Annotated in this window: 16 protein-coding genes and 1 other RNA gene; 14 read left to right on the forward strand and 3 right to left on the reverse strand. The window is 72.3% G+C overall.

Annotated elements, in window-relative coordinates:
- The first annotated feature begins 34 nt into the window (after positions 1-34).
- From LQK89_RS07335 to LQK89_RS07370, 8 genes are all read left to right on the forward strand, one after another.
- Positions 35-1,282: a multidrug effflux MFS transporter gene (locus LQK89_RS07335; protein ID WP_175324996.1), complete on the forward strand. Its 1,248-nt coding sequence runs from the start codon at positions 35-37 to the stop codon at positions 1,280-1,282.
- Positions 1,283-1,339: 57 nt separating this feature from the next.
- Positions 1,340-1,678 carry an STAS domain-containing protein gene (locus tag LQK89_RS07340; protein WP_058741336.1) on the forward strand — a complete coding sequence of 113 codons (339 nt, stop codon included), beginning with the start codon at positions 1,340-1,342 and terminating at the stop codon, positions 1,676-1,678.
- Positions 1,675-2,088, forward strand: a complete 414-nt coding sequence (locus LQK89_RS07345) for an ATP-binding protein (RefSeq protein ID WP_231050609.1) — start codon at positions 1,675-1,677, stop codon at positions 2,086-2,088. Before LQK89_RS07340 ends, LQK89_RS07345 begins: the two co-directional genes overlap by 4 nt.
- Positions 2,089-2,259: 171 nt before the next feature.
- The gene (locus tag LQK89_RS07350) at positions 2,260-3,225 is read left to right on the forward strand and encodes a helix-turn-helix transcriptional regulator (protein ID WP_231050610.1); all 966 of its coding nucleotides are present in this window, start codon (positions 2,260-2,262) and stop codon (positions 3,223-3,225) included.
- Between the two features lie 27 nt (positions 3,226-3,252).
- On the forward strand, positions 3,253-3,834 hold the full coding sequence (locus LQK89_RS07355; protein ID WP_231050611.1) for an RBBP9/YdeN family alpha/beta hydrolase: 582 nt from the start codon (positions 3,253-3,255) through the stop codon (positions 3,832-3,834).
- A gap of 115 nt (positions 3,835-3,949) precedes the next feature.
- The gene (locus LQK89_RS07360) at positions 3,950-4,963 is read left to right on the forward strand and encodes a hypothetical protein (RefSeq protein ID WP_231050612.1); all 1,014 of its coding nucleotides are present in this window, start codon (positions 3,950-3,952) and stop codon (positions 4,961-4,963) included.
- A 65-nt stretch (positions 4,964-5,028) separates the two neighbouring features.
- Positions 5,029-5,892, forward strand: a complete 864-nt coding sequence (locus LQK89_RS07365) for a Nif3-like dinuclear metal center hexameric protein (RefSeq protein ID WP_231050613.1) — start codon at positions 5,029-5,031, stop codon at positions 5,890-5,892.
- Complete coding sequence (locus LQK89_RS07370; RefSeq protein ID WP_058741331.1) at positions 5,889-6,623, forward strand: zinc ribbon domain-containing protein; 735 nt, start codon at positions 5,889-5,891, stop codon at positions 6,621-6,623. The genes LQK89_RS07365 and LQK89_RS07370 overlap by 4 nt, the downstream gene beginning before the upstream one ends.
- A 115-nt stretch (positions 6,624-6,738) precedes the next feature.
- On the opposite strand, the gene rnpB is transcribed toward LQK89_RS07370, so the two are convergent.
- From rnpB to map, 3 genes are all read right to left on the reverse strand, one after another.
- Positions 6,739-7,095: RNase P RNA component class A (rnpB, locus tag LQK89_RS07375), an RNA gene on the reverse strand.
- A 167-nt stretch (positions 7,096-7,262) separates the two neighbouring features.
- On the reverse strand, positions 7,263-8,018 hold the full coding sequence (ppgK, locus tag LQK89_RS07380) for a polyphosphate--glucose phosphotransferase (RefSeq protein ID WP_231050614.1): 756 nt from the start codon (positions 8,016-8,018) through the stop codon (positions 7,263-7,265).
- A gap of 14 nt (positions 8,019-8,032) precedes the next feature.
- The gene (gene map / locus LQK89_RS07385) at positions 8,033-8,896 is read right to left on the reverse strand and encodes a type I methionyl aminopeptidase (RefSeq protein ID WP_114850996.1); all 864 of its coding nucleotides are present in this window, start codon (positions 8,894-8,896) and stop codon (positions 8,033-8,035) included.
- A gap of 355 nt (positions 8,897-9,251) precedes the next feature.
- On the opposite strand from map, the gene LQK89_RS07390 reads away from it, so the two are divergent.
- The 6 genes from LQK89_RS07390 to LQK89_RS07415 all read left to right on the forward strand — a co-directional run bounded on the left by LQK89_RS07390 (position 9,252) and on the right by LQK89_RS07415 (position 18,877).
- Positions 9,252-9,431: an SPOR domain-containing protein gene (locus tag LQK89_RS07390; RefSeq protein ID WP_231050615.1), complete on the forward strand. Its 180-nt coding sequence runs from the start codon at positions 9,252-9,254 to the stop codon at positions 9,429-9,431.
- Positions 9,432-9,467: 36 nt separating this feature from the next.
- Positions 9,468-10,805: a glutamine synthetase family protein gene (locus LQK89_RS07395; protein ID WP_058741328.1), complete on the forward strand. Its 1,338-nt coding sequence runs from the start codon at positions 9,468-9,470 to the stop codon at positions 10,803-10,805.
- A gap of 21 nt (positions 10,806-10,826) precedes the next feature.
- On the forward strand, positions 10,827-13,799 hold the full coding sequence (locus LQK89_RS07400) for a bifunctional [glutamine synthetase] adenylyltransferase/[glutamine synthetase]-adenylyl-L-tyrosine phosphorylase (RefSeq protein ID WP_231050616.1): 2,973 nt from the start codon (positions 10,827-10,829) through the stop codon (positions 13,797-13,799).
- Positions 13,800-14,314: 515 nt separating this feature from the next.
- Positions 14,315-15,931 (forward strand): glycosyltransferase family 2 protein, encoded by a 1,617-nt coding sequence (locus tag LQK89_RS07405; protein WP_175324853.1) that lies wholly within the window; start codon positions 14,315-14,317, stop codon positions 15,929-15,931.
- Positions 15,924-17,450, forward strand: coding sequence for a glycoside hydrolase family 26 protein (locus tag LQK89_RS07410; protein WP_231050617.1), 1,527 nt, complete (start codon positions 15,924-15,926; stop codon positions 17,448-17,450). The genes LQK89_RS07405 and LQK89_RS07410 overlap by 8 nt, the downstream gene beginning before the upstream one ends.
- The gene (locus tag LQK89_RS07415; protein ID WP_058741324.1) at positions 17,447-18,877 is read left to right on the forward strand and encodes a UDP-glucose dehydrogenase family protein; all 1,431 of its coding nucleotides are present in this window, start codon (positions 17,447-17,449) and stop codon (positions 18,875-18,877) included. Before LQK89_RS07410 ends, LQK89_RS07415 begins: the two co-directional genes overlap by 4 nt.
- The last annotated feature ends 16 nt before the right edge of the window (positions 18,878-18,893 follow it).

The raw sequence follows: 18,893 nt of genomic DNA on the forward strand, positions 1-18,893 counted from the left end.
GTCGTGGGGTCACCACCCACCCGCCGCGGTCACACTGTCGAATCGATCGGAGGCGCGTAGCGTTGCGCGGGTGACGACGGAGCGCAGGGGGACCCGACCGACCGCCGGAGCGGTGCTGCCGCCGATCGTGCCGCTCGCGCTGATCGTCGGCGTCTCGCCGTTCGCGACGGACATGTACATCCCGGCGCTCCCCGCGATCGCCCGCGAGCTCGGGACGACGCCCGGTGTCGTGCAGCTCTCGCTCACCGCCTTCCTCGTCGCGTTCGCGGTGGGGCAGCTCCTGGCCGGACCGGTCAGCGACGGGATCGGACGGCGACCGCTCATGCTCGTCGGGACGACGGCGTTCGCCCTGGCGTCGGTCGGCTGCGCGGTCGCGCCGGACGTCGGCACGCTCGTCGCCGCCCGGGTCCTGCAGGGCCTCGCCGGGGCCGCGGCGGCGGTGGCCGGACGCGCGATGGTGTCGGACACGACCACCGGGGCCCGCACGGCGAAGGTGTTCGGGACCCTCGCGGCGATCAACGCCCTCGGACCGGTCGTCGCGCCGCTGGCCGGGGGAGCCGTGCTCACCGTCGGGTCGTGGCGGCTCATGTTCGTCGTGCTCGCGGTGCTCGGGGTGGGGTTCGCGGCGGCCGTCGTGCTGCGCTTCGGCGAGACGCTGCCGCCGGCGTCCCGCGGGGGCACGGGCTTCCGCGACAACGGCCGGCGGATCCGGGACCTGCTCGCGATCGGGCGGTTCCGGGCGTACGTCCTGACCGGCGTGCTCTCGACGATCGGGTTCTTCGCCTACATCGCGACGAGCTCGTTCGTCTTCCAGCGGCAGTACGGCTTCTCCGAGCAGCTGTACACGCTCGTGTTCGCGACCAACGCCACGATGATGGTCGTCACGACGCTCGTGTTCCGCCGGGTCGTCGGCCGTGTCTCCGAGGACACCCTGCTGACCGTCGGGCTGCTCGTCGGCACCGTCGGCAGCACGGTGGTGCTCGTCGCGGCGCTGGCCGGTGCCGGACCGGTCCCGGTGTGGTGCGGGCTCGCGGTCGTGACCGGCGCCTGGGGCTTCGTCCTGCCCGCGGCGATGACGCGGACGCAGCACGTCGGTGCGGCGCACCCCGGGACGGCCGCGGCGCTGCAGGGCGGCCTGACGTTCGGCCTCGGCGGGCTCGGAACTCCGCTGGCCGGTGCGCTCGGCGGGACCGCGCTCGCGATGGGCGGGGTGATGGCGGTCCTCATCGCCGCCGCGCTCGTCGTCCAGGTCGTCGCCACCCGGCGAGGCCGGAACACCTGACGGACGCAACCCGGTAGGTTGCAAGCTGCACCCGCAGTGATCAGGAGGGACACCTGCATGGACATCGTCGTACACGAGGCCACGGCGGACACCGCCGTGCTCGAATGCAGCGGCCGGCTCAACATGGTGAGCGCCGGTGCGTTCCGTGAGACGGTGGCCAAGGTGGTCGAGGGCGGGCGTTCGCGCCTTGTCGTCGAGCTGTCCGGCGTCGAGTTCATGGACTCCTCCGGCCTCGGTGCACTCGTCGGCTGCCTGAAGACCGCGCGACAGGCCGGGGGCGACCTGCGGCTGGCGGCGCCGTCGGAACAGGTCCAGATGGTGCTGAAGCTCTCGAACATCGACAAGATCCTGCGGACGTACCCGGACGGGGACGCCGCGGTGACGAACTGGGGATGACCCTCGCCATGGGCGGGCACGTCCTCGACCTCGCGTGTCCGCCGGACGACGTCACGGCGGTGCACACGTTCCTCGCCGACGTCTGGGCCAGCGAGCCCGACGTGTCGGCGGAGGACCGCATGGCGCTCGAGCTCGCGCTCGTGGAGCTCGCCTCGAACGTCGTCGAGCACGGCGCGGCGGGCGGCGCCGTGAGCTGCTCGCTGCGGCTCGACGTGGACCCGTCCGAGGTCCGCGTCCGGCTGACCGACGACGGTGTCCCGGTGCCGGTCGACCCGGCGAAGGCGCACCTGCCCGAGGGGCTCGCCGAGAGCGGTCGCGGGCTCGCGCTCGTGCAGATGGTCGTCGAGGACCTGCGGTACGAGCGGGTCGGCGACGAGAACCGCTGGACCGCACGGCGCGACCGGCACTGACGGCGGTGACCTGACCGTCGGATCCCGGGCGGCCCCGACGCTCGACCGGCCGTCCGGACGGCACCCGGACGGGGGCATCGCGTCATCCGGTTTGCGCACGGGCGGAGCCGCCATGCGCACCCGTCGCCGCCACGCGAGCCGTCGGACGGTGCCGGTGAGACGGTGGATGCGATGAGCATCGACACCCCGATCGACCCGCGCACCCGGTTCGAGACCGCCGGCACCGACCTCGGTGCCGCGCTCGACATGTTCGGGCAGGCGTACGAGGGGGCCGGTTTCGTCGGCGGCCACACCGACCGGCCGTTCTCCTACCGGTTCCGGGTCGTGGGCGACGACGTCATGTCCTTCCGCTCGACGGTGTTCGACGCCCGTGCCGCGGGTCAGGCATCGTCCGGGGACGAGTACGTGGTCGTCTGGACGTCGGAGGGCGGGGGTGTCGTCGGCTCCGGCCAGGACGAGGTCCGCTACGGTCCCGGGACACCCGTGGTGTTCCCGACGGACGGCCCCTTCGCCTTCGACCTGCAGGACGTCCGGCAGAGCCTGGTGCACTTCGACAAGCGGTTCCTCGAGGGCATCGCCTCCGAGGTCCACGGCGGGTCCGCCGGGCCGCTCGTCTTCGACCAGGCAGCGCGTCCCCGCCGCGAGGACCTGGTCACCTGGAACGCGCAGGTCCAGCGCGCCGCATCGACGATCCTCGGCAGCGGCCCGGTGTCGCCGATCGCGATGGCCGAGACCGCCCGCGCGACCGCACTCGCGATGCTGCACACGTTCCCGCACCGCCAGCTGGCCCCGGAGGTCCCCGTGCCGCAGGGGGCGACGAGCCGTGTCCGGACGGCGATCGAGTTCATGCACGCGTTCGCCCACACCCCGATCTCGACCACGGACGTCGCCGAGCACGTCGGGCTGAGCGTCCGCGGGCTCCAGCAGGCCTTCCAGCGGCAGGTCGGCACGGCACCGAACGCGATGCTCCGCGGCGTCCGGATGGACCGCGTCCGTGAGGAGCTGCTCCGCGGAGCGCCCGGGCAGCTGACCGTCGCCGAGGTCGCCGTGCGCTGGGGCTTCGCGCACCTCGGCCGGTTCTCCGCCGCGTACCACCAGCGCTTCGGTGAGTACCCGCGTGACACACTCCACCGCTGACGCCCGGGGCCCCGCTACGCTGCCCGGGTGAACGCAGGACCACGGCCGTCGGCCCGGAGCCAGGGGAGCCCGCAGCGGCACCCCTGGGTGATCGTCCCGGGGATCTGGGACTCGGACCCCGACCACTGGCAGTCCCGGTGGCAGGCGGAGCCCGGGGTCGAGGCCGTCCGGATCGCGCCCACGTCGTGGTCGGACCCGGACCCGGCCGACTGGTCGCAGGCGCTGTCCCGCGCCGTGGCGTCCGCGAGCCGCCCGCCGGTGCTCGTCGCCCACAGCCTCGGCGTGCTCGCGGTCACCGACTGGCTCGTGACGCACGGGGACCGCGTCGCCGGAGCTTTCCTCGTGGCGCCGCCGGACCCCGACGCACCGTCCTTCCCCGCGGCCGCCGCGGGCTTCCGGGCCCCGACCGTCCGGGCGTCGACGCCGACCGCCCTCGTCGTGAGCGACGACGACCGGTACTGCTCGGCGGACCGTGCGACGGGTTTCGCCGCGGCCCTCGGCGCCGAGGTGCTGCGGGTGGGCGCCCGGCAGCACGTCAACGTCGCCAGCGGTGTCGGCCGGTGGGACGAGGGACGGCAGCTCCTGGCCGCGTTCGAGGAGCGCTGCTGAGCGGTCCGACACGCCGCTCACGTCCGGGCTGGCACACCACGTCCGCGGCCCCGTGAACCGCGACACACCGCGGATGTCCGCCGTTCACGGGCGCGTGATATCTATCCTTCGTCACATGGAGACGCAGCCCGGCGCACGCACCCCCCTCGTGGACCCCTTCGGTCGCGAGGTCGAGGAGTGGCTGCGGGACGCGCCGGCGACGCGCACGCCCTACCTCGCGGACCTCGTGGTGCCGCCGGTGACCGGGCCCGTGCAGCGTCCGGACACCGTGGTCGACACGGCTCCGGTGGACGCGGAGGCGGAGGCGACCCAGCCCGACCCGATCGACGAGGAGCCGGCCGACGAGGCACCGGCCACCGTCGCCGCCGAGGCCGCCGTCGCACCCGAGGCCACCTCCTTCCGCCGCCGCGACCGGGCCCGCCACGTCGCCGCCTGCGCGCCGTCGTTCCCCGAGCCGCCGGAGCGCCTCGCCCTGCGCATCGAGGACCTGGCCGTCGAGCTCTCCGCAGCCACCGGACGTACCACGGTCGAGCGCATCGTGCTGCTCGAGGACGAGATCCGCCGCCGTGACGAGGACCTCGCCCGCCTCGCCGCGTGGGAGGCCACCGTCGCCCACCTGGACGACGCCGAGGTCGAGGCCGCCCGTGCCTTCGCGCGCACCGTCTTCGCCGACCTGCTCGCCGACGCCGCTGCCGAGGCAGACCGCCGTGACCGCGCCGCCGCCCGTCGCGCCGCGACCGGTTCCCTGCCGACCCCCGTCCGCCCGGCACCCGCACGCACGGTGCCGGCGGTCCCCGGAGTGACGCAGGCGGTCGCAGCGGCAGCCGAGCCGGTGCGCCCGGTGCTGTCCCTGCCCGTGGTCAGCCCGGTGTCCGCGAACACCCGCCCGACCCCGCTCGTCCAGCCCGCTACCGGTCCGACCGTGATCGACCGCGCCGCCTTCGCCGCCGCCCTCACGGCCCACGCCGGCGTGACGGCGAGCACGCCCGTCGTCCTGCCCGAGGCGGTCGCGCTGCCCGCGGCGCCGGAAGCGTCCGACGCAGCGGTCGAGGAGCCGGCGTCCGTCGCCCGCGCCGGCTGGTGGTCGCGGTTCGTCGCCCGGCTCCTCGGGCTGTTCGGCCGCCGATGACCCAGGTGCCGGTCCCGGCCCGGGTCCCGGCGTTCGGCCGCCAGCGCTCTCGGTAGACTGACGGGATGCCGACGCTCCGCGAACTCCAGGCCGTCATAGAGGACCTGTGGCCCGCCGCGGGGGCGGAGTCCTGGGACAGCGTCGGACTCGTCTCCGGCCGCGCCGACCAGCCGATCGAGCACGTGCACCTCGCCGTCGACGCCGTCCCCGCGACCGCGCACGAGGCGGTCGAGGCCGGCGCCGACCTGCTCCTCACCCACCACCCCCTGCTCCTGCGCGGCGTGACGACCATCGACGAGTCGACCGTCAAGGGGAACGTCCTCGCGACCCTCGTCCGCGGCGGCACGGCCCTGCTCGCGGCACACACCAACGCCGACGTCGTGACGACCGGCACCTCGGCGGTGCTCGCCGACCGACTCGGACTGGTCGACCAGCGTCCGCTCGAACCCGGTGCCGACCCCGCGACGGGCCTCGGCCGCGTCGGGACCCTGCCCGCGCCGACGACCCTCGGTGCGCTCGCGCGCGCCCTCGTCGACCTGCTCCCGCCGACCGCCACCGGCGTCCGGGTCTCCGGTGACTTCGACCGGCCGGTGCGCACCGTCGCGCTCTGCGCCGGCGCGGGGGACTCGCTGCTCGGCAACCCCGCCGTCCGGGCCGCCGACGTCTACGTCACGAGCGACCTCCGGCACCACCCCGCGTCCGAGTTCCGCGAGCAGGCACTGCTCGGCGACGGTCCAGCCCTGGTCGACACCTCGCACTGGGCCACCGAGTGGCTCTGGCTCGACGTCGCCGCCGAACAGCTCCGGCGCGCCGCCGGGGTCCGCGTCACCGTCAGCGAGCTCCGCACCGACCCGTGGGACTTCGCCGTCCTGCCCGCGGCCGAGCCGGTCGCGCCCACCACCCCCGCCCCCGAAGGAGACCGACCGTGAAGGCAGCACCCGAGGACCAGGTCGTCCTCCTCGACCTCCAGCGCCTGGACAACGACGTCACGCGCCTGACGCACCGCATCACCGCCCTGCAGAAGGGCGACCGGCTGACCGAGCTCGGCACCACCGCCGCCGGACTCCGCGCCGAGCTCGCCGCCGCGACCGGCCGGGTCGAGGACGCCGAGCGCGACCTCGCCCGGCTCGAGTCGGACACCGCGACCGCCCAGGCCCGCATCACGCGCGACACCACCATGCTGCAGAACGTCTCGAACGCGAAGGACGCCGCCGGCCTGCAGAGCGAGTTGGAGTCGCTGCAGCGCCGCATCGGCGACCTCGAGACGGCCGAGCTCGAGGTGATGGAGCAGCTCGACGTGCACCGCGCCCGGGTCGGCGACATCGAGGCACAGCTCGCCGACGTCGAGGCCTCGCGCTCCACCCTGGTCGCCGAGCGCGACACCGAGATCGCCCGCGTCGAGGCCGACCGCGACGCCGCGGTGCAGAGCCGTGCCGCGGTCGCTGCGAAGGTCCCCGCCGACCTGCTCGCCCTGTACGACCGGCAGCGGGCACGCTACGGCTTCGGCGCCTCCCTGCTCCAGGGCGGCGTGTCCACGGCTTCCGGCGTGACGCTCACCAACTCGGACCTGCAGACCATCCGTCAGGCCGCGCCCGACGACGTCGTGCTCTGCCCGGACAGCGACGCGATCCTGGTGCGGACCGCCGAGTCGGGACTGTAGCCAGCGCGACCACGCGACGGACGGGAGGCACGGTGCCGGCTGGCACCGTGCCTCCCGTCCGTCATGTGCGCGCATGCGCGCCTGCTCTGCGTGCGCTGCCTGTGTGGTCTGTGTGCGAACGGGCCGGCCGTACGCCGGGTTCTGTCCCTCCTCGCGGAGGTGACGGCCATCTCTCTCGGACCGACGTTGCCGTCGGCCTCCAGCGGTCCACCCGAGGACTCAGCGAGCAGCCTCGTCGTCCTCTGTCTGACCTTGCTCCGGGCGAGGTTTACCGAGCGGATCCGGTCACCCGGACCCCTGGTGGTCTCTTACACCACCGTTTCACCCTTACCGACGTCGCCGCCGGCGGTCTGCTTTCTGTGGCACTGTCTCGCGGATTGCTCCGGGTGGGTGTTACCCACCGCCCTGCTCTGTGGAGCCCGGACGTTCCTCGGCACTCCCGGGGGAGTGACGCGACCGTCTCACCGACCCGTTCGCCCTCCGAGTCTACCGGCCGCGCGCGCCGGTCCCTGCGCCGCGTCGCCGAGCGTGCCACTTCTGTCGCGCTCGACGCCCGTCCCCGACCGGTACCGCCCGTTCGGCGCACCGCGCGCGGCGTGTCCTGCGCGTTCGGCGCGCGACCCGCGTCCGCGCCCGCGCTCAGCGCTGCTGCGACCGCGCGGCCAGGGTCGCAGCGCCGATGATGCCCGCGTTGTTGCGCAGGGTCGCGGGGATGATCCCGGCCTGCAGGTCGAGCAGGGGCAGGAACTCCTCGTGGTGCTTCGACACCCCGCCGCCGACGACGAAGAGCTCGGGGGAGAGCAGCGCCTCGAGCGTCGAGTAGTACTTCTGCAGCCGCTTCGCCCAGTGCTTCCAGCTCAGCTCGTCCCGCTCCTTCGCCGCGAACGAGGCCCGCGACTCGGCGTCGTGCCCGTCGATCTCCAGGTGCCCGAGCTCGGAGTTGACGATGAGCACGCCGTCGTTGATGAGTGCCGTGCCGATCCCGGTGCCGAGGGTCGTGACGACCACCAGGCCCTCCTTGCCCCTCGCGGCACCGAACTGCTGCTCGGCGAACCCGGCGGCGTCGGCGTCGTTGACGAAGTGGATGGAGCGGCCGAGCTCCTTCTCGAAGAGGGCCTCGGCCTCGAACCCGATCCACTTCTTCGACACGTTGGCGGCCGACATGGTCTTGCCGTCGCGGACGATCGCCGGGAAGCAGACCCCCACGGGCACGTCCGCACCCGGGGCGAGCTCGTCGAGGATCGACTTGGCCACGGCGACGATGTCGTGGGGCTTGCCGCCCTCGGGGGTCGCCTTCTTGATCCGGTCGGTCTGGAGTTCACCGGTCGTCACGTCGACGATCGCGCCCTTGATGCCCGTACCGCCGATGTCGACGCCGACTGCGAGAGAGGTCATGGGGATGGTGCCTTTCAGGAGACGGTGAGGAGTTCCGCGCCGCGCTCGGTGACGACGAGGGTGTGTTCGAACTGGGCGGTCCAGGACTTGTCGCGCGTCGACACGGTCCAGTCGTCCGACCAGATGTCCGCGTCGATCCCGCCGAGCGTGAGCATCGGTTCGATCGTGAAGACCATGCCCGGCTCGATGACCGTGTCGTAGTGGGGCGCGTCGTAGTGCGGGATGATCAGGCCGGAGTGGAACGCGCGTCCGACCCCGTGGCCCGTGTAGTCGCGGACGACCCCGTAGCCGAAGCGCTTCGCGTAGGCCTCGATGGCCCGCCCGATCACGTTCACCCGGCGGCCGGGGGCGACGGCCTTGATGCCGCGTTCGAGCGCGGTCCGCGTGCGGTCGACGAGGTCACGGACCTCCTGCGAGCCCTCGCCGACGATGAACGTGCGGTTCGTGTCGCCGTGCATGCCGTCCTTGTAGGCGGTGACGTCGATGTTGACGAGGTCGCCCTCCTGCAGCACGGTGTCGTCCGGGATGCCGTGGCAGATGACCTCGTTGAGGCTCGAGCAGAGCGACTTCGGGTACCCGCGGTACCCGAGCGTCGACGGGTACGCACCGTGCGACACGACGTACTCGTGGCCGATCCGGTCGAGTTCGTCGGTGGTGATGCCGGGGCGGATCGCTGCACCGACGGCGTCGATCGCCTGCGAGGCGATCCGCCCGGCGACCCGGATGCGCTCGACCTCGTCCGGGGTGTACGTGTCGCCGAGGCCGTGCTCGTGCGGCTCGGCCCGTCCGACGTACTCGGGGCGCTCGATCTCCCGGGGCACCGCCCGCTGCGGGGAGATCCGGCCGGGGGTCAGGTGTCCGTGTGCGTCCCGGGGCATGCCGACCACTCTATCCGCGCGTGGCGCGCCCCCGTCGCCCCCGTCGCACCCGAGCGCGCGGGGCCCACCCGACCGGCGTGGTCGGGAAGCGACCGCCTGGAGGCTCGGTGCCGGCCCGCCGGACCGGCACCGGGCCTCCAGGCGGTCGCCGTGGGTGCGGGGCGCGGCGGTGCCGCTCCGATCTGCCGGAGCGGCACCGACCTCACGGGCGCAGCGACACCTCACGTCGCGCTGACGGCGTGAGGTGTCGCTCAGCCCGAGACCTCCCAGGCCGTGCGCAGCCGCGCCGCGCGGCCGCGCAGCCGCGCGCCGCCGCGCCCGGCCCACCCGGGCCGCCCGTGGGTACGGTGGCGCCATGAGCGACGAACGCATCGAGTCCCAGTGGTGGTTCAACGAGAAGACGCACGCCGTCGAGCAGGGACCGCAGTCCCCGCAGCGCGAACGCATCGGCCCGTTCGAGACGCGCGAGGAGGCGCAACACGCCCTCGACCGCATCAAGGCGAACAACGAGCGTTGGGACGACGAAGACCAATAGGCTGAGCATCCCAACTGCTCCACGGAAAGGGCGTCAATGGACAAGCAGACGGACTTCGTGCTCCGCACCATCGAGGAGCGCGGCATCAAGTTCATCCGACTCTGGTTCACGGACGTCATCGGGACGCTGAAGTCGGTGGCGATCGCCCCGGCCGAGGTCGAGGGCGCCTTCGCCGAGGGCATCGGGTTCGACGGCTCCGCGATCGAGGGCCTGACGCGCTCGTACGAGGCCGACGTGCTCGCGCACCCGGACCCCTCGACGTTCCAGATCCTGCCGTGGCGCGGGGAGATCGACCCGACCGCGCGGATGTTCTGCGACATCACGACGCCCGACGGGCAGCCCGCCGTCGCCGACCCCCGCAACGTGCTCAAGCGCACGCTGGCGAAGGCGAGCGACCGCGGCTTCACGTTCTACACGCACCCCGAGATCGAGTTCTACCTGCTCAAGAGCCGCGACTGGAAGGACGGCGGCCCGCAGCCCGTCGACCGCGCCGGCTACTTCGACAACGTCCCCGGCGGCAGCGCGCACGACTTCCGTCGCCGGTCCGTCCGGATGCTCGAGGACCTCGGTATCTCGGTCGAGTTCAGCCACCACGAGGCCGGCCCCGGACAGAACGAGATCGACCTCCGGTACGCCGACGCCCTGACGATGGCGGACAACATCATGACGTTCCGCACCGTCGTGAAGGAGGTGGCGATCGAGCAGGGCGTCTACGCGACGTTCATGCCGAAGCCGATCTCGGGGCAGCCCGGCTCGGGCATGCACACGCACGTGTCGCTCTTCGAGGGCGACCAGAACGCGTTCTACGAGGCGGGCGGCGAGTACCAGCTCTCGCAGACCGCGAAGCACTTCATCGCGGGCGTCCTGCGTCACGCGCCGGAGATCACCGCGGTCACGAACCAGTTCGTGAACTCGTACAAGCGTCTCTGGGGCGGCGACGAGGCCCCGTCCTTCGTCACCTGGGGCCACAACAACCGGTCGGCGCTCCTCCGCGTGCCGCTGTACAAGCCGAACAAGGGCCAGTCCGCCCGGGTCGAGTACCGCGGCATCGACTCCGCCGCGAACCCGTACCTGGCGTACTCGCTGCTCCTCGCCGCCGGGCTCAAGGGCATCGACGAGGGCTACGAGCTCCCGCCGGAGGCCGAGGACAACGTCTGGAGCCTGTCCGACGCGGAGCGCCGCGCCCTGGGCTACAAGCAGCTCCCGGCGAGCCTCGACCACGCCCTCGGCCTCATGGAGGACTCCGAGCTCGTGGCGGAGACGCTCGGCGAGCAGGTCTTCAACTACGTCCTGCTCAACAAGCGCCAGGAGTGGAAGGCGTACCGCGACCAGGTCACGCCCTTCGAGCTCGACACCAACCTCGGCGCGCTCTAGCAGCCCGACTCGGAGCGCCACATGACCGGTCGGACGAGGACGTCCCGTTCCGAGATGGCCCGGTTGGGCTTCGCGGAGCTGTCGGAGAGCCTGGAACGGATCGCCGGCCTGGAGGCACGGTTCGGCCCCGACGTGCGGGTGCCGGTCAGCGACGCCCCGGCCCTGTGGGAGTCGACGGCCGACCCGGACGGCGCGCTGCGCGCGCTCGAGCGGCTGCTCGAGCGTGCCCCGGACGAGGTCCGGCCGGTCCTGGCCGACGAGGCCGCGACCGAGCGCCTGGTCCGGCTCCTCGGTGCCTCGGTCGGCCTGGGGGAGTTCCTGCTCCGTCGTCCGGCCGAGACCGCGCTGCTGCTCGACCCGGTGACGGCGCCGTGGACGCAGGAGGCGTACGAGGCGTCCCTCGCCGAGGCCGTCGACGGCACGACCGGGGAGGACGCCCGACTCCGGCTGCGCGTCCGGTACCGCCGACACCTGGCCCAGATCGCGCTCTTCGACGTGCTGCACCCCGCACCGACCGAGGCGTTCCCGGCGGTCGCGGCGGGACTCGCGGACCTGGCCGGTGCCGCACTGCAGACCGCGGTGGACGTCGCCCGGCGCGAGGTCCCGTTCCCCGCGGCCGACGTCGCCGCGACCCCGCTCGCCGTCATCGCGATGGGCAAGGCCGGCGCGCGCGAGCTCAACTACGTCAGCGACGTCGACGTCATCTTCGTCACCGAACCCACTCGCGACGACGACGCGGACACCGGCGTGGGGACAGACCGCGCGGTGCTCATCGCGACCCGGCTGGCGATCGCGGCGACGCACGCGATCACCGACCTCGCGGCCGAGCCGGCCCTGTGGGAGGTCGACGCCAACCTGCGCCCGGAGGGCAAGGACGGCGCGCTCGTCCGGACGCTCGACTCGCACGTGGCGTACTACGAGCGCTGGGCGAAGGGGTGGGAGTTCCAGGCGCTCCTCAAGGCCCGGCCGATCGCGGGCAGCCGGGACCTCGGTGCGCGGTACGCCGCCGCCGTCGCCCCGTTCGTCTGGAGTTCGGCCGGCCGACCGGGGTTCGTCGAGTCCGTGCAGCGGATGCGTGAGCGGGTCACCGAGCACATCCCGGACGCCGAGGTCGACCGGCAGCTGAAGCTCGGGCCCGGCGGCCTGCGCGACGTCGAGTTCACCGTGCAGCTGCTGCAGCTCGTGCACGGGCGGGACGACGAGAGCGTGCGGGTGCGCTCGACGCTCGAGGCGATGGACGCACTGACGGCCGCCGGGTACGTCGGTCGTCCCGAGGCCGCGCGCTTCGGTCCCGACTACGCCCTGCTGCGGCTCCTCGAGCACCGCATCCAGCTCCGGCGGCTCCAGCGCACGCACCTCATGCCGAGCGACGAGGAGGAGTTGCGTGTCCTCGCCCGGTCGACGGGCCTCGCGACCTCGGCCGCCACGCTCGAGCAGCGCTGGCGCGGCGTCAAGCTCGAGGTGCGCGGGCTGCACGAGCGGTTGTTCTACCGACCGCTGCTGTCCGCCGTGGCCGCGACCGACGGCGAGATCGTGCTGACGAGCGACCAGGCGGCCGACCGGCTCGGGGCGATCGGGTTCGCGGACCCCGCCGGCGCGCTCGGGCACATCCGCGCGCTCACCCAGGGCACGAGCCGGCGCGCCACGATCCAGCGCAACCTGCTCCCGGTGCTCCTCCGTTGGATGGCCGAGGGTCCGGCACCGGACCGGGCGCTGCTGGCCTTCCGCCGGCTCAGCGACACGCTGGGGGAGTCGAGCTGGTTCCTCCGGATGCTCCGGGACTCGTCCGGCGCCGCACACTCCCTGACGACCGTGCTGTCCGAGTCGGCGTTCCTGGCCGGGCTGCTCGAACGCTTCCCGGAGGCCGTGGCCTGGCTCGACGAACCCGAGGCGCTCCTGCGCCCGCGGCCGCTCGAGTCGCTGCTCGCCGAGGTCACCGCGACGACCGCCCGGCACGGGGACGACGTGGACGGTGCCGCGGCGCTCGTCCGCTCCGCCCGCCGCCGTGAGACCCTGCGCCTCGGCATGGCCGCCGTGCTCGGGCACCTCGACGTCGACGCCCTCGGACCCGCGCTGACCGACGTCACCGAGGCCACGCTCGCCGGCGCCCTGACCCTGGCGCGCCGGGACGCCCCCGACGGGCTCGAGTTCGGGATCATCGCGATGGGTCGCTTCGGCGGCCGGGAGCTCGGCTTCGGCTCGGACGCCGACGTGCTCTACGTCCACCGGGCACCCGAGTCGCTGCCGAGCGAGCAGGCATCGCGCGCGGCGCAGGCGATCGTGCGCGAGGTCGCACGACTCACCGACGACGCGATCCACCCGTTCGACCTGGACATCGACCTGCGCCCGGAGGGCAAGAACGGGCCGGTCGTCCGGACGCTCGACTCGTACGGCGCCTACTACGCCCGCTGGTCGCTCACGTGGGAGGCCCAGGCGCTCCTCCGCGCCCGGGGATCCGTGGGGGACACGGCGCTCCTCCGCGACTTCGAGCACCTCGCGGACCGCACTCGCTACCCGCAGCACATCGACGAGCGCGAGGTCCGCGAGGTCCGCCGCATCAAGGCCCGCGTGGAGTCGGAGCGGCTGCCCCGGGGCGCGGACCCGGCCCGTCACCTCAAGCTCGGACGCGGGTCGCTCAGTGACGTCGAGTGGTTCGTGCAGCTCCTCCAGCTGCAGCACGCGACCGACGTCCCGGGGCTCCGGACGACCTCGACGCTCGAGGCCCTGGCCGCCGCGACGGACGCCGGGTTCATCGGGCCGGAGGACGCCGAGCGCCTCGGGGCCGCCTGGCGCTTCGCGTCGCGGACCCGCAGCGCGCTGGTGCTCTGGTCGGGGAAGACGACCGACGTGCTGCCCGTCGACCGGGTGCAGCTCGAGGGCGTCGCGCGGCTCATGGAGTACCCGCCGGGTTCGGCGTCGCAGCTCGAGGACGACTACCTCGGGGTCACCCGGCGGGCCCGCCAGGTCTTCGAGCGCGAGTTCTACGGCGCCTGACACGGCGTCGCACGGACCGCGACACGCCCGGGCCGACACGTTTCGGCGCAAGGTGACGTGTCGTCGAAAGTGAATTCGCGATGTCGCGCGACGTCCCCCGTCGTTGCCCGCGGTGTACCCCGTCAGCTCCCGCAGGGGGGATCGTGACCGCACCGTGACCAGGGTCGTCCGGACCGTGTCGGGGAACGTTCCCGCGGATACCCCCGAACAGGGGTGACCACCTGCTGACCGGGGGTTCTTCGTCGAGGTGCACCGTGCCTCCCGGTCGTCTGGCGACCACGTCGTGACGTGCCGCCCGCGTGGACCGGTCCACCCTGTTGCTGTCAGCAGCAGTGCGGACACGGGTGCGACCTCAAGAGGAGGACATTCATGTACCCCGTAACCTGCCTGAAATGCCCCCGGACGGGGGACGCGTTGCGAGGACGTCCAGGTTCTGTCTCAATGAGGTCACCCGAACCGGCCCAAGGTTCCTCGATGGAGCGGAATCCCCACCTCGAACGTTGAAGCAGGGATCGATGTTCACCTTCATTCTGCAGATCCGGCAGATGGTCGAAGGGCATCCCGAGTTCTACCTGTTCGCCGTGTACTCCGCGGTGATCTGGTTGCTCTGGTTGCTCAAGGTCGTCCTGTCCGCCCGCTACCGCCCCTACACCGGCACCTTCACCGGCACGACCAGCGTGGTCGTCCCCGTGGTGGACGAGCCGATCGACCTGTTCCGTGACGTGATCGGCCGCATGGTCGAGCAGCGCCCCGGCGAGATCATCGTCGTGATCAACGGCGCCCGGAACGCCGCGCTCGAGGCGGTCTGCGACGAGTTCGCCCCACTCGTCCGCTGGACCCACACACCCATCCCGGGCAAGCGCAACGCCGTCAAGGTCGGCACCGAGATGTCCACCGGCGACATCACCGTGCTCGTCGACTCCGACACCGTCTGGACCGACGGCACGCTCGAGGAACTCCTCAAGCCCTTCGCCGACGACTCGGTCGGTGGCGTGACCACCCGCCAGCGCATCCTCGAGCCGACGCGCTCGTGGATCACCCGCTGGGCGGACTGGCTCGAGAACTCCCGCGCGCTGTACTCGATGCCCGCGCAGAGCGTCCTCGGCCAGATCGGCTGCCTGCCCGGACGGACCATCGCGTTCCGCCGGAGCATCCTCGTCCGGGTCATGGACCGGTTCATGCACGAGAAGTTCATGGGCGTGTTCCTCGAGGTGTCCGACGACCGGACGCTGACGAACCTGACGCTCAAGGAGGGCTTCCGGACCGTCTACCAGTACACGTCGCTCGTGTACACGGACGCCCCACTGCAGGTGAAGAAGCTCTTCAAGCAGCAGCTCCGCTGGGCCCGCGGCTCGCAGTACAACACGCTGCGGATGCTGCCGTGGATGCTCGGCCACGCGCCGATCCTTGCGGTCTTCTTCCTGACCGACATCATCCTGCCGTTCATGCTGTTCGGCGTCATCGCCGGCTGGATCTACCGCGGGCTGACCGGGCAGGGCGAGAACCTGTACCAGGGCATCCTGCAGCAGTACGGCTTCTCGACGGGCTTCCTCTACGTCGCCGGCCTGATGGTCGTGTCGAGCGTGTTGAGCATGGCGATCCGGCAGATGCGCCACCTCGCCGAGAAGCCGAGCGACTTCTTCCGCCTGCCGATGTTCATCATCGTGTCGACGTTCTTCCTCATGCCGATCCGGCTCATCGGCTTCTTCCGCCTGGCGCACGCGTCCGGCTGGGGGACCCGGGCCGGTGCCTACGCCGGCGGGCCGGTGGAGGAGGACCCGGCGCAGCCCCAGGGCGCACTCGGCTCTGCTCCGGTGAGCCCCGTGGACGCGGCCCTGCCGGCGGCCGTCGACCCCGACCAGGCCGCGGCCGACCGGGCCTTCGACGAGATCTTCGGCACGGAGACGGCATCAGGTGCCACGGCGTCCGGAGCACTCCCGGGCACCGCCACCGGGTCGACCGCGACCGTCCTGACCACCCGGCGCGCGGCTGCCGCCGCTGCTCCGGCCGGTGCCGCGTCGTCCGCCGCCCGACCCACCCCGACGAAGACCCGTCGCTACAACCCCTACGCGGCGATCCCGTACTGCATCGGGTTCGCGATCTTCGCCCTGGAGGCGTTCCTCATTGTCTGACCTCATCCGATCCACCAGCACGTGGTGGGCCCAGTCCAGCAAGCACGCCCGTCGCACCGCGATCGGGACGACCGCGATCGTCCTCGTCCTCGGTCTCATCACCTGGACCGTGTGGGTGTCGCCCTCCGGTCCGGTCTCCACCGCCGTCAGCGAGGCGCTCGGTGTCACGCCGCCCGCCGCGAAGAAGGTGTCGGCGACCGAGCTGCAGACGAAGCTCACGGCAGCGCAGAAGCAGGTCTGGGCGCTCCAGGGCAAGCTCGACTCGTCCAGCGCCCAGGCCGGCTCCCGCGCCGAGGAGATCGCGAAGCTCAAGCAGCAGATCGCCTCGCTGCAGTCCGACCTCGGTGCTGCGAAGAGCGCCGCTGCCGGGTCCGCTGCAGCTGCCGCTGCGGCCGAGAAGGGCGGGTCCGGCTCCGGGTCTGATGGCTCCGGGTCCGGTGGCTCCGGCTCCGGCTCTGATGGCGCACACGGCGGGAACGCCGCCGCACCGAACACCGGTCCCTCGAAGGACCCGGTGACGACCGAGCCGATCAGCACCCCGTCCAAGGCGCAGGTGCTCGCGCAGCAGTCCCGGTGGTACGGGCTGTACACGACGCAGGCGCCGTTCAACTGGTCCGAGTACGACCGCGTCTCGCAGGAGGTCGGCAAGGCCACGAACATGGTCGGGTTCTTCCAGGGCTTCGACCAGGACTTCAACCAGACCGCGGTCCAGCGCTCGTGGGCGAACGGCCGCCTGCCGATGATGACGTGGGAGACCGTCCCCGCGAAGACCGGCAACGACCAGGCCTTCGTGCCGGGCTACACGAACCAGGACATCGTCTCCGGCAAGTTCGACGCCTACCTGACGAAGTACGCGCAGGACCTCAAGGCGAACAGGATGCCGCTCGTCATCCGGCTCGACCACGAGATGAACGGCTCCTGGTACAACTGGTCCGAGGGGACGAAGCAGCAGAACGCCGCCGGCTCCTACGTCGCGATGTGGCAGCACGTCTGGAACGTCTTCCAGGCGAACGGGGCGAACGACTACGTCATCTGGAACTGGTCGCCCTCGCGCATCGACAAGCTCGGCAACCCGAAGTACCAGACGCTCGACTACATGCGCCAGTACTACCCGGGCGCGCAGTACGTCGACTGGGTCGGGATGTCCGGCTACTACCGCACCGCCACCGAACAGCCGACGTTCCAGACGACCTTCGGTGCCACGCTCGCGCAGATCCGGAAGATCGCCCCCGGCAAGGGCATCGTCCTCAACGAGATCGGCGCGACCGAGACCGGCGGAACCGTGACCGACAGCCAGAAGTCCCAGTGGATCACCTCGCTGTTCGACGCACTGGCCGACCCCGCGAACCGGGACATCATCGGCTTCGCGTACTTCAGCCAGGTCGCCACGACCATCGTCGACGGCACCAGGACCACCAACGACTGGCGCCTCGACTCCCGCGCCGACAGCCTCGCGACGTTCGTCAAGGGCATCGCACGCAACGACATCGACTACGACCTGCAGGAGGTCTCCAAGTGACCGCTCCGAAGAAGGCGAGCACCCCGTCCGCCGACACCCGTCCCGCACCGGTGATCAGCGTCATCGGCACCGGGTACCTCGGTGCCACCCACGCGGCGGCCATGGCCGAGATGGGCTTCGAGACCATCGGCGTGGACGTCGACCCCGCGAAGCTCGCGGCCCTGTCCGCCGGCGAGGTCCCGTTCTACGAGCCCGGCCTGCCCGAGCTCATCACGAAGCACGTCGCCACCGGCAAGCTCCGCTTCACCGCCTCGATCGCCGAGGCCGTGGCCGCCGCCGACGTCCACTTCGTCTGCGTCGGCACCCCGCAGAAGGCCGGCTCGCACGCCGCCAACCTGTCCTACGTCGAGAGCGCCACCCGCGGCGTCGCCGAGCACCTCACCCACCCGGGGCTCATCGTCGGAAAGTCGACCGTCCCGGTCGGCACCGCCGAACGTCTGCGTGGCATCGTCCGCGAGTTCACACCCAGCGGGATCGACGCCGAGCTCATCTGGAACCCCGAGTTCCTCCGCGAGGGCAAGGCCGTCGACGACACCCTGCACCCGGACCGACTGGTCTGGGGTGGTGCCTCCGCCGCGGCCGACGCCGTGATCCGCGAGGTCTACGCCGCACCGATCGCCGAGGGCACCCCGGTCATCACGACCGACCTCGCGACCGCCGAGCTCGTCAAGGTCAGCGCCAACGCGTTCCTCGCGACGAAGATCTCGTTCATCAACGCGATCTCCGAGATGTGCGCCATCACCGGCGCCGACGTGACGACCCTCGCGGACGCCCTCGGCCACGACGCCCGCATCGGCCGGAAGTTCCTGAACGCCGGGCTCGGCTTCGGCGGCGGCTGCCTGCCGAAGGACATCCGCGCGCTCATGCACCGCGCGAACGAGCTCGGTGCCGGCCGGGTCGTCGGCCTCATGCAGCAGGTCGACGAGATCAACATGGGCCAGCGCGAGCGGGTCATCGACATGACCATCGACTCGCTCGGTGGCTCCGTGCTGAACCGTCGCGTGGCGGTCATCGGCGCGGCGTTCAAGCCCCTCACCGACGACGTCCGCGACTCGCCGGCGCTCAACGTGGCGGCCGCCCTGCACCTGCGGGGCGCCCAGGTCACGCTCTGGGACCCGGAGGCGAACGAGACCGCCCGCCGCTCCTTCCCGACCCTGACCTACGCCGGGTCGAAGGAGGCCGCGGTCGAGGGTGCCGACGTCGTCCTCGTCCTGACGGAGTGGGACGACATCACCGGCGCCGACCCGGTCGCCCTCGGCGCGCTCGTCGGCCGCCGCGCGGTCATCGACGCCCGCAACTGCCTCCCGGTCGCCGACTGGGTCCAGGCGGGGTGGTCCGTCCGTTCCCTGGGACGACCCACACCGGTCACGGGTGCACCCGTGAGCCCTGCGGCGGGCGCCGCCGACGTGCTGGCGACGGCGCGCTAGGCGTCCACCGCCCCGA

This window comes from Curtobacterium sp. C1 (assembly GCF_021049325.1).
Taxonomy (GTDB): domain Bacteria; phylum Actinomycetota; class Actinomycetes; order Actinomycetales; family Microbacteriaceae; genus Curtobacterium; species Curtobacterium citreum.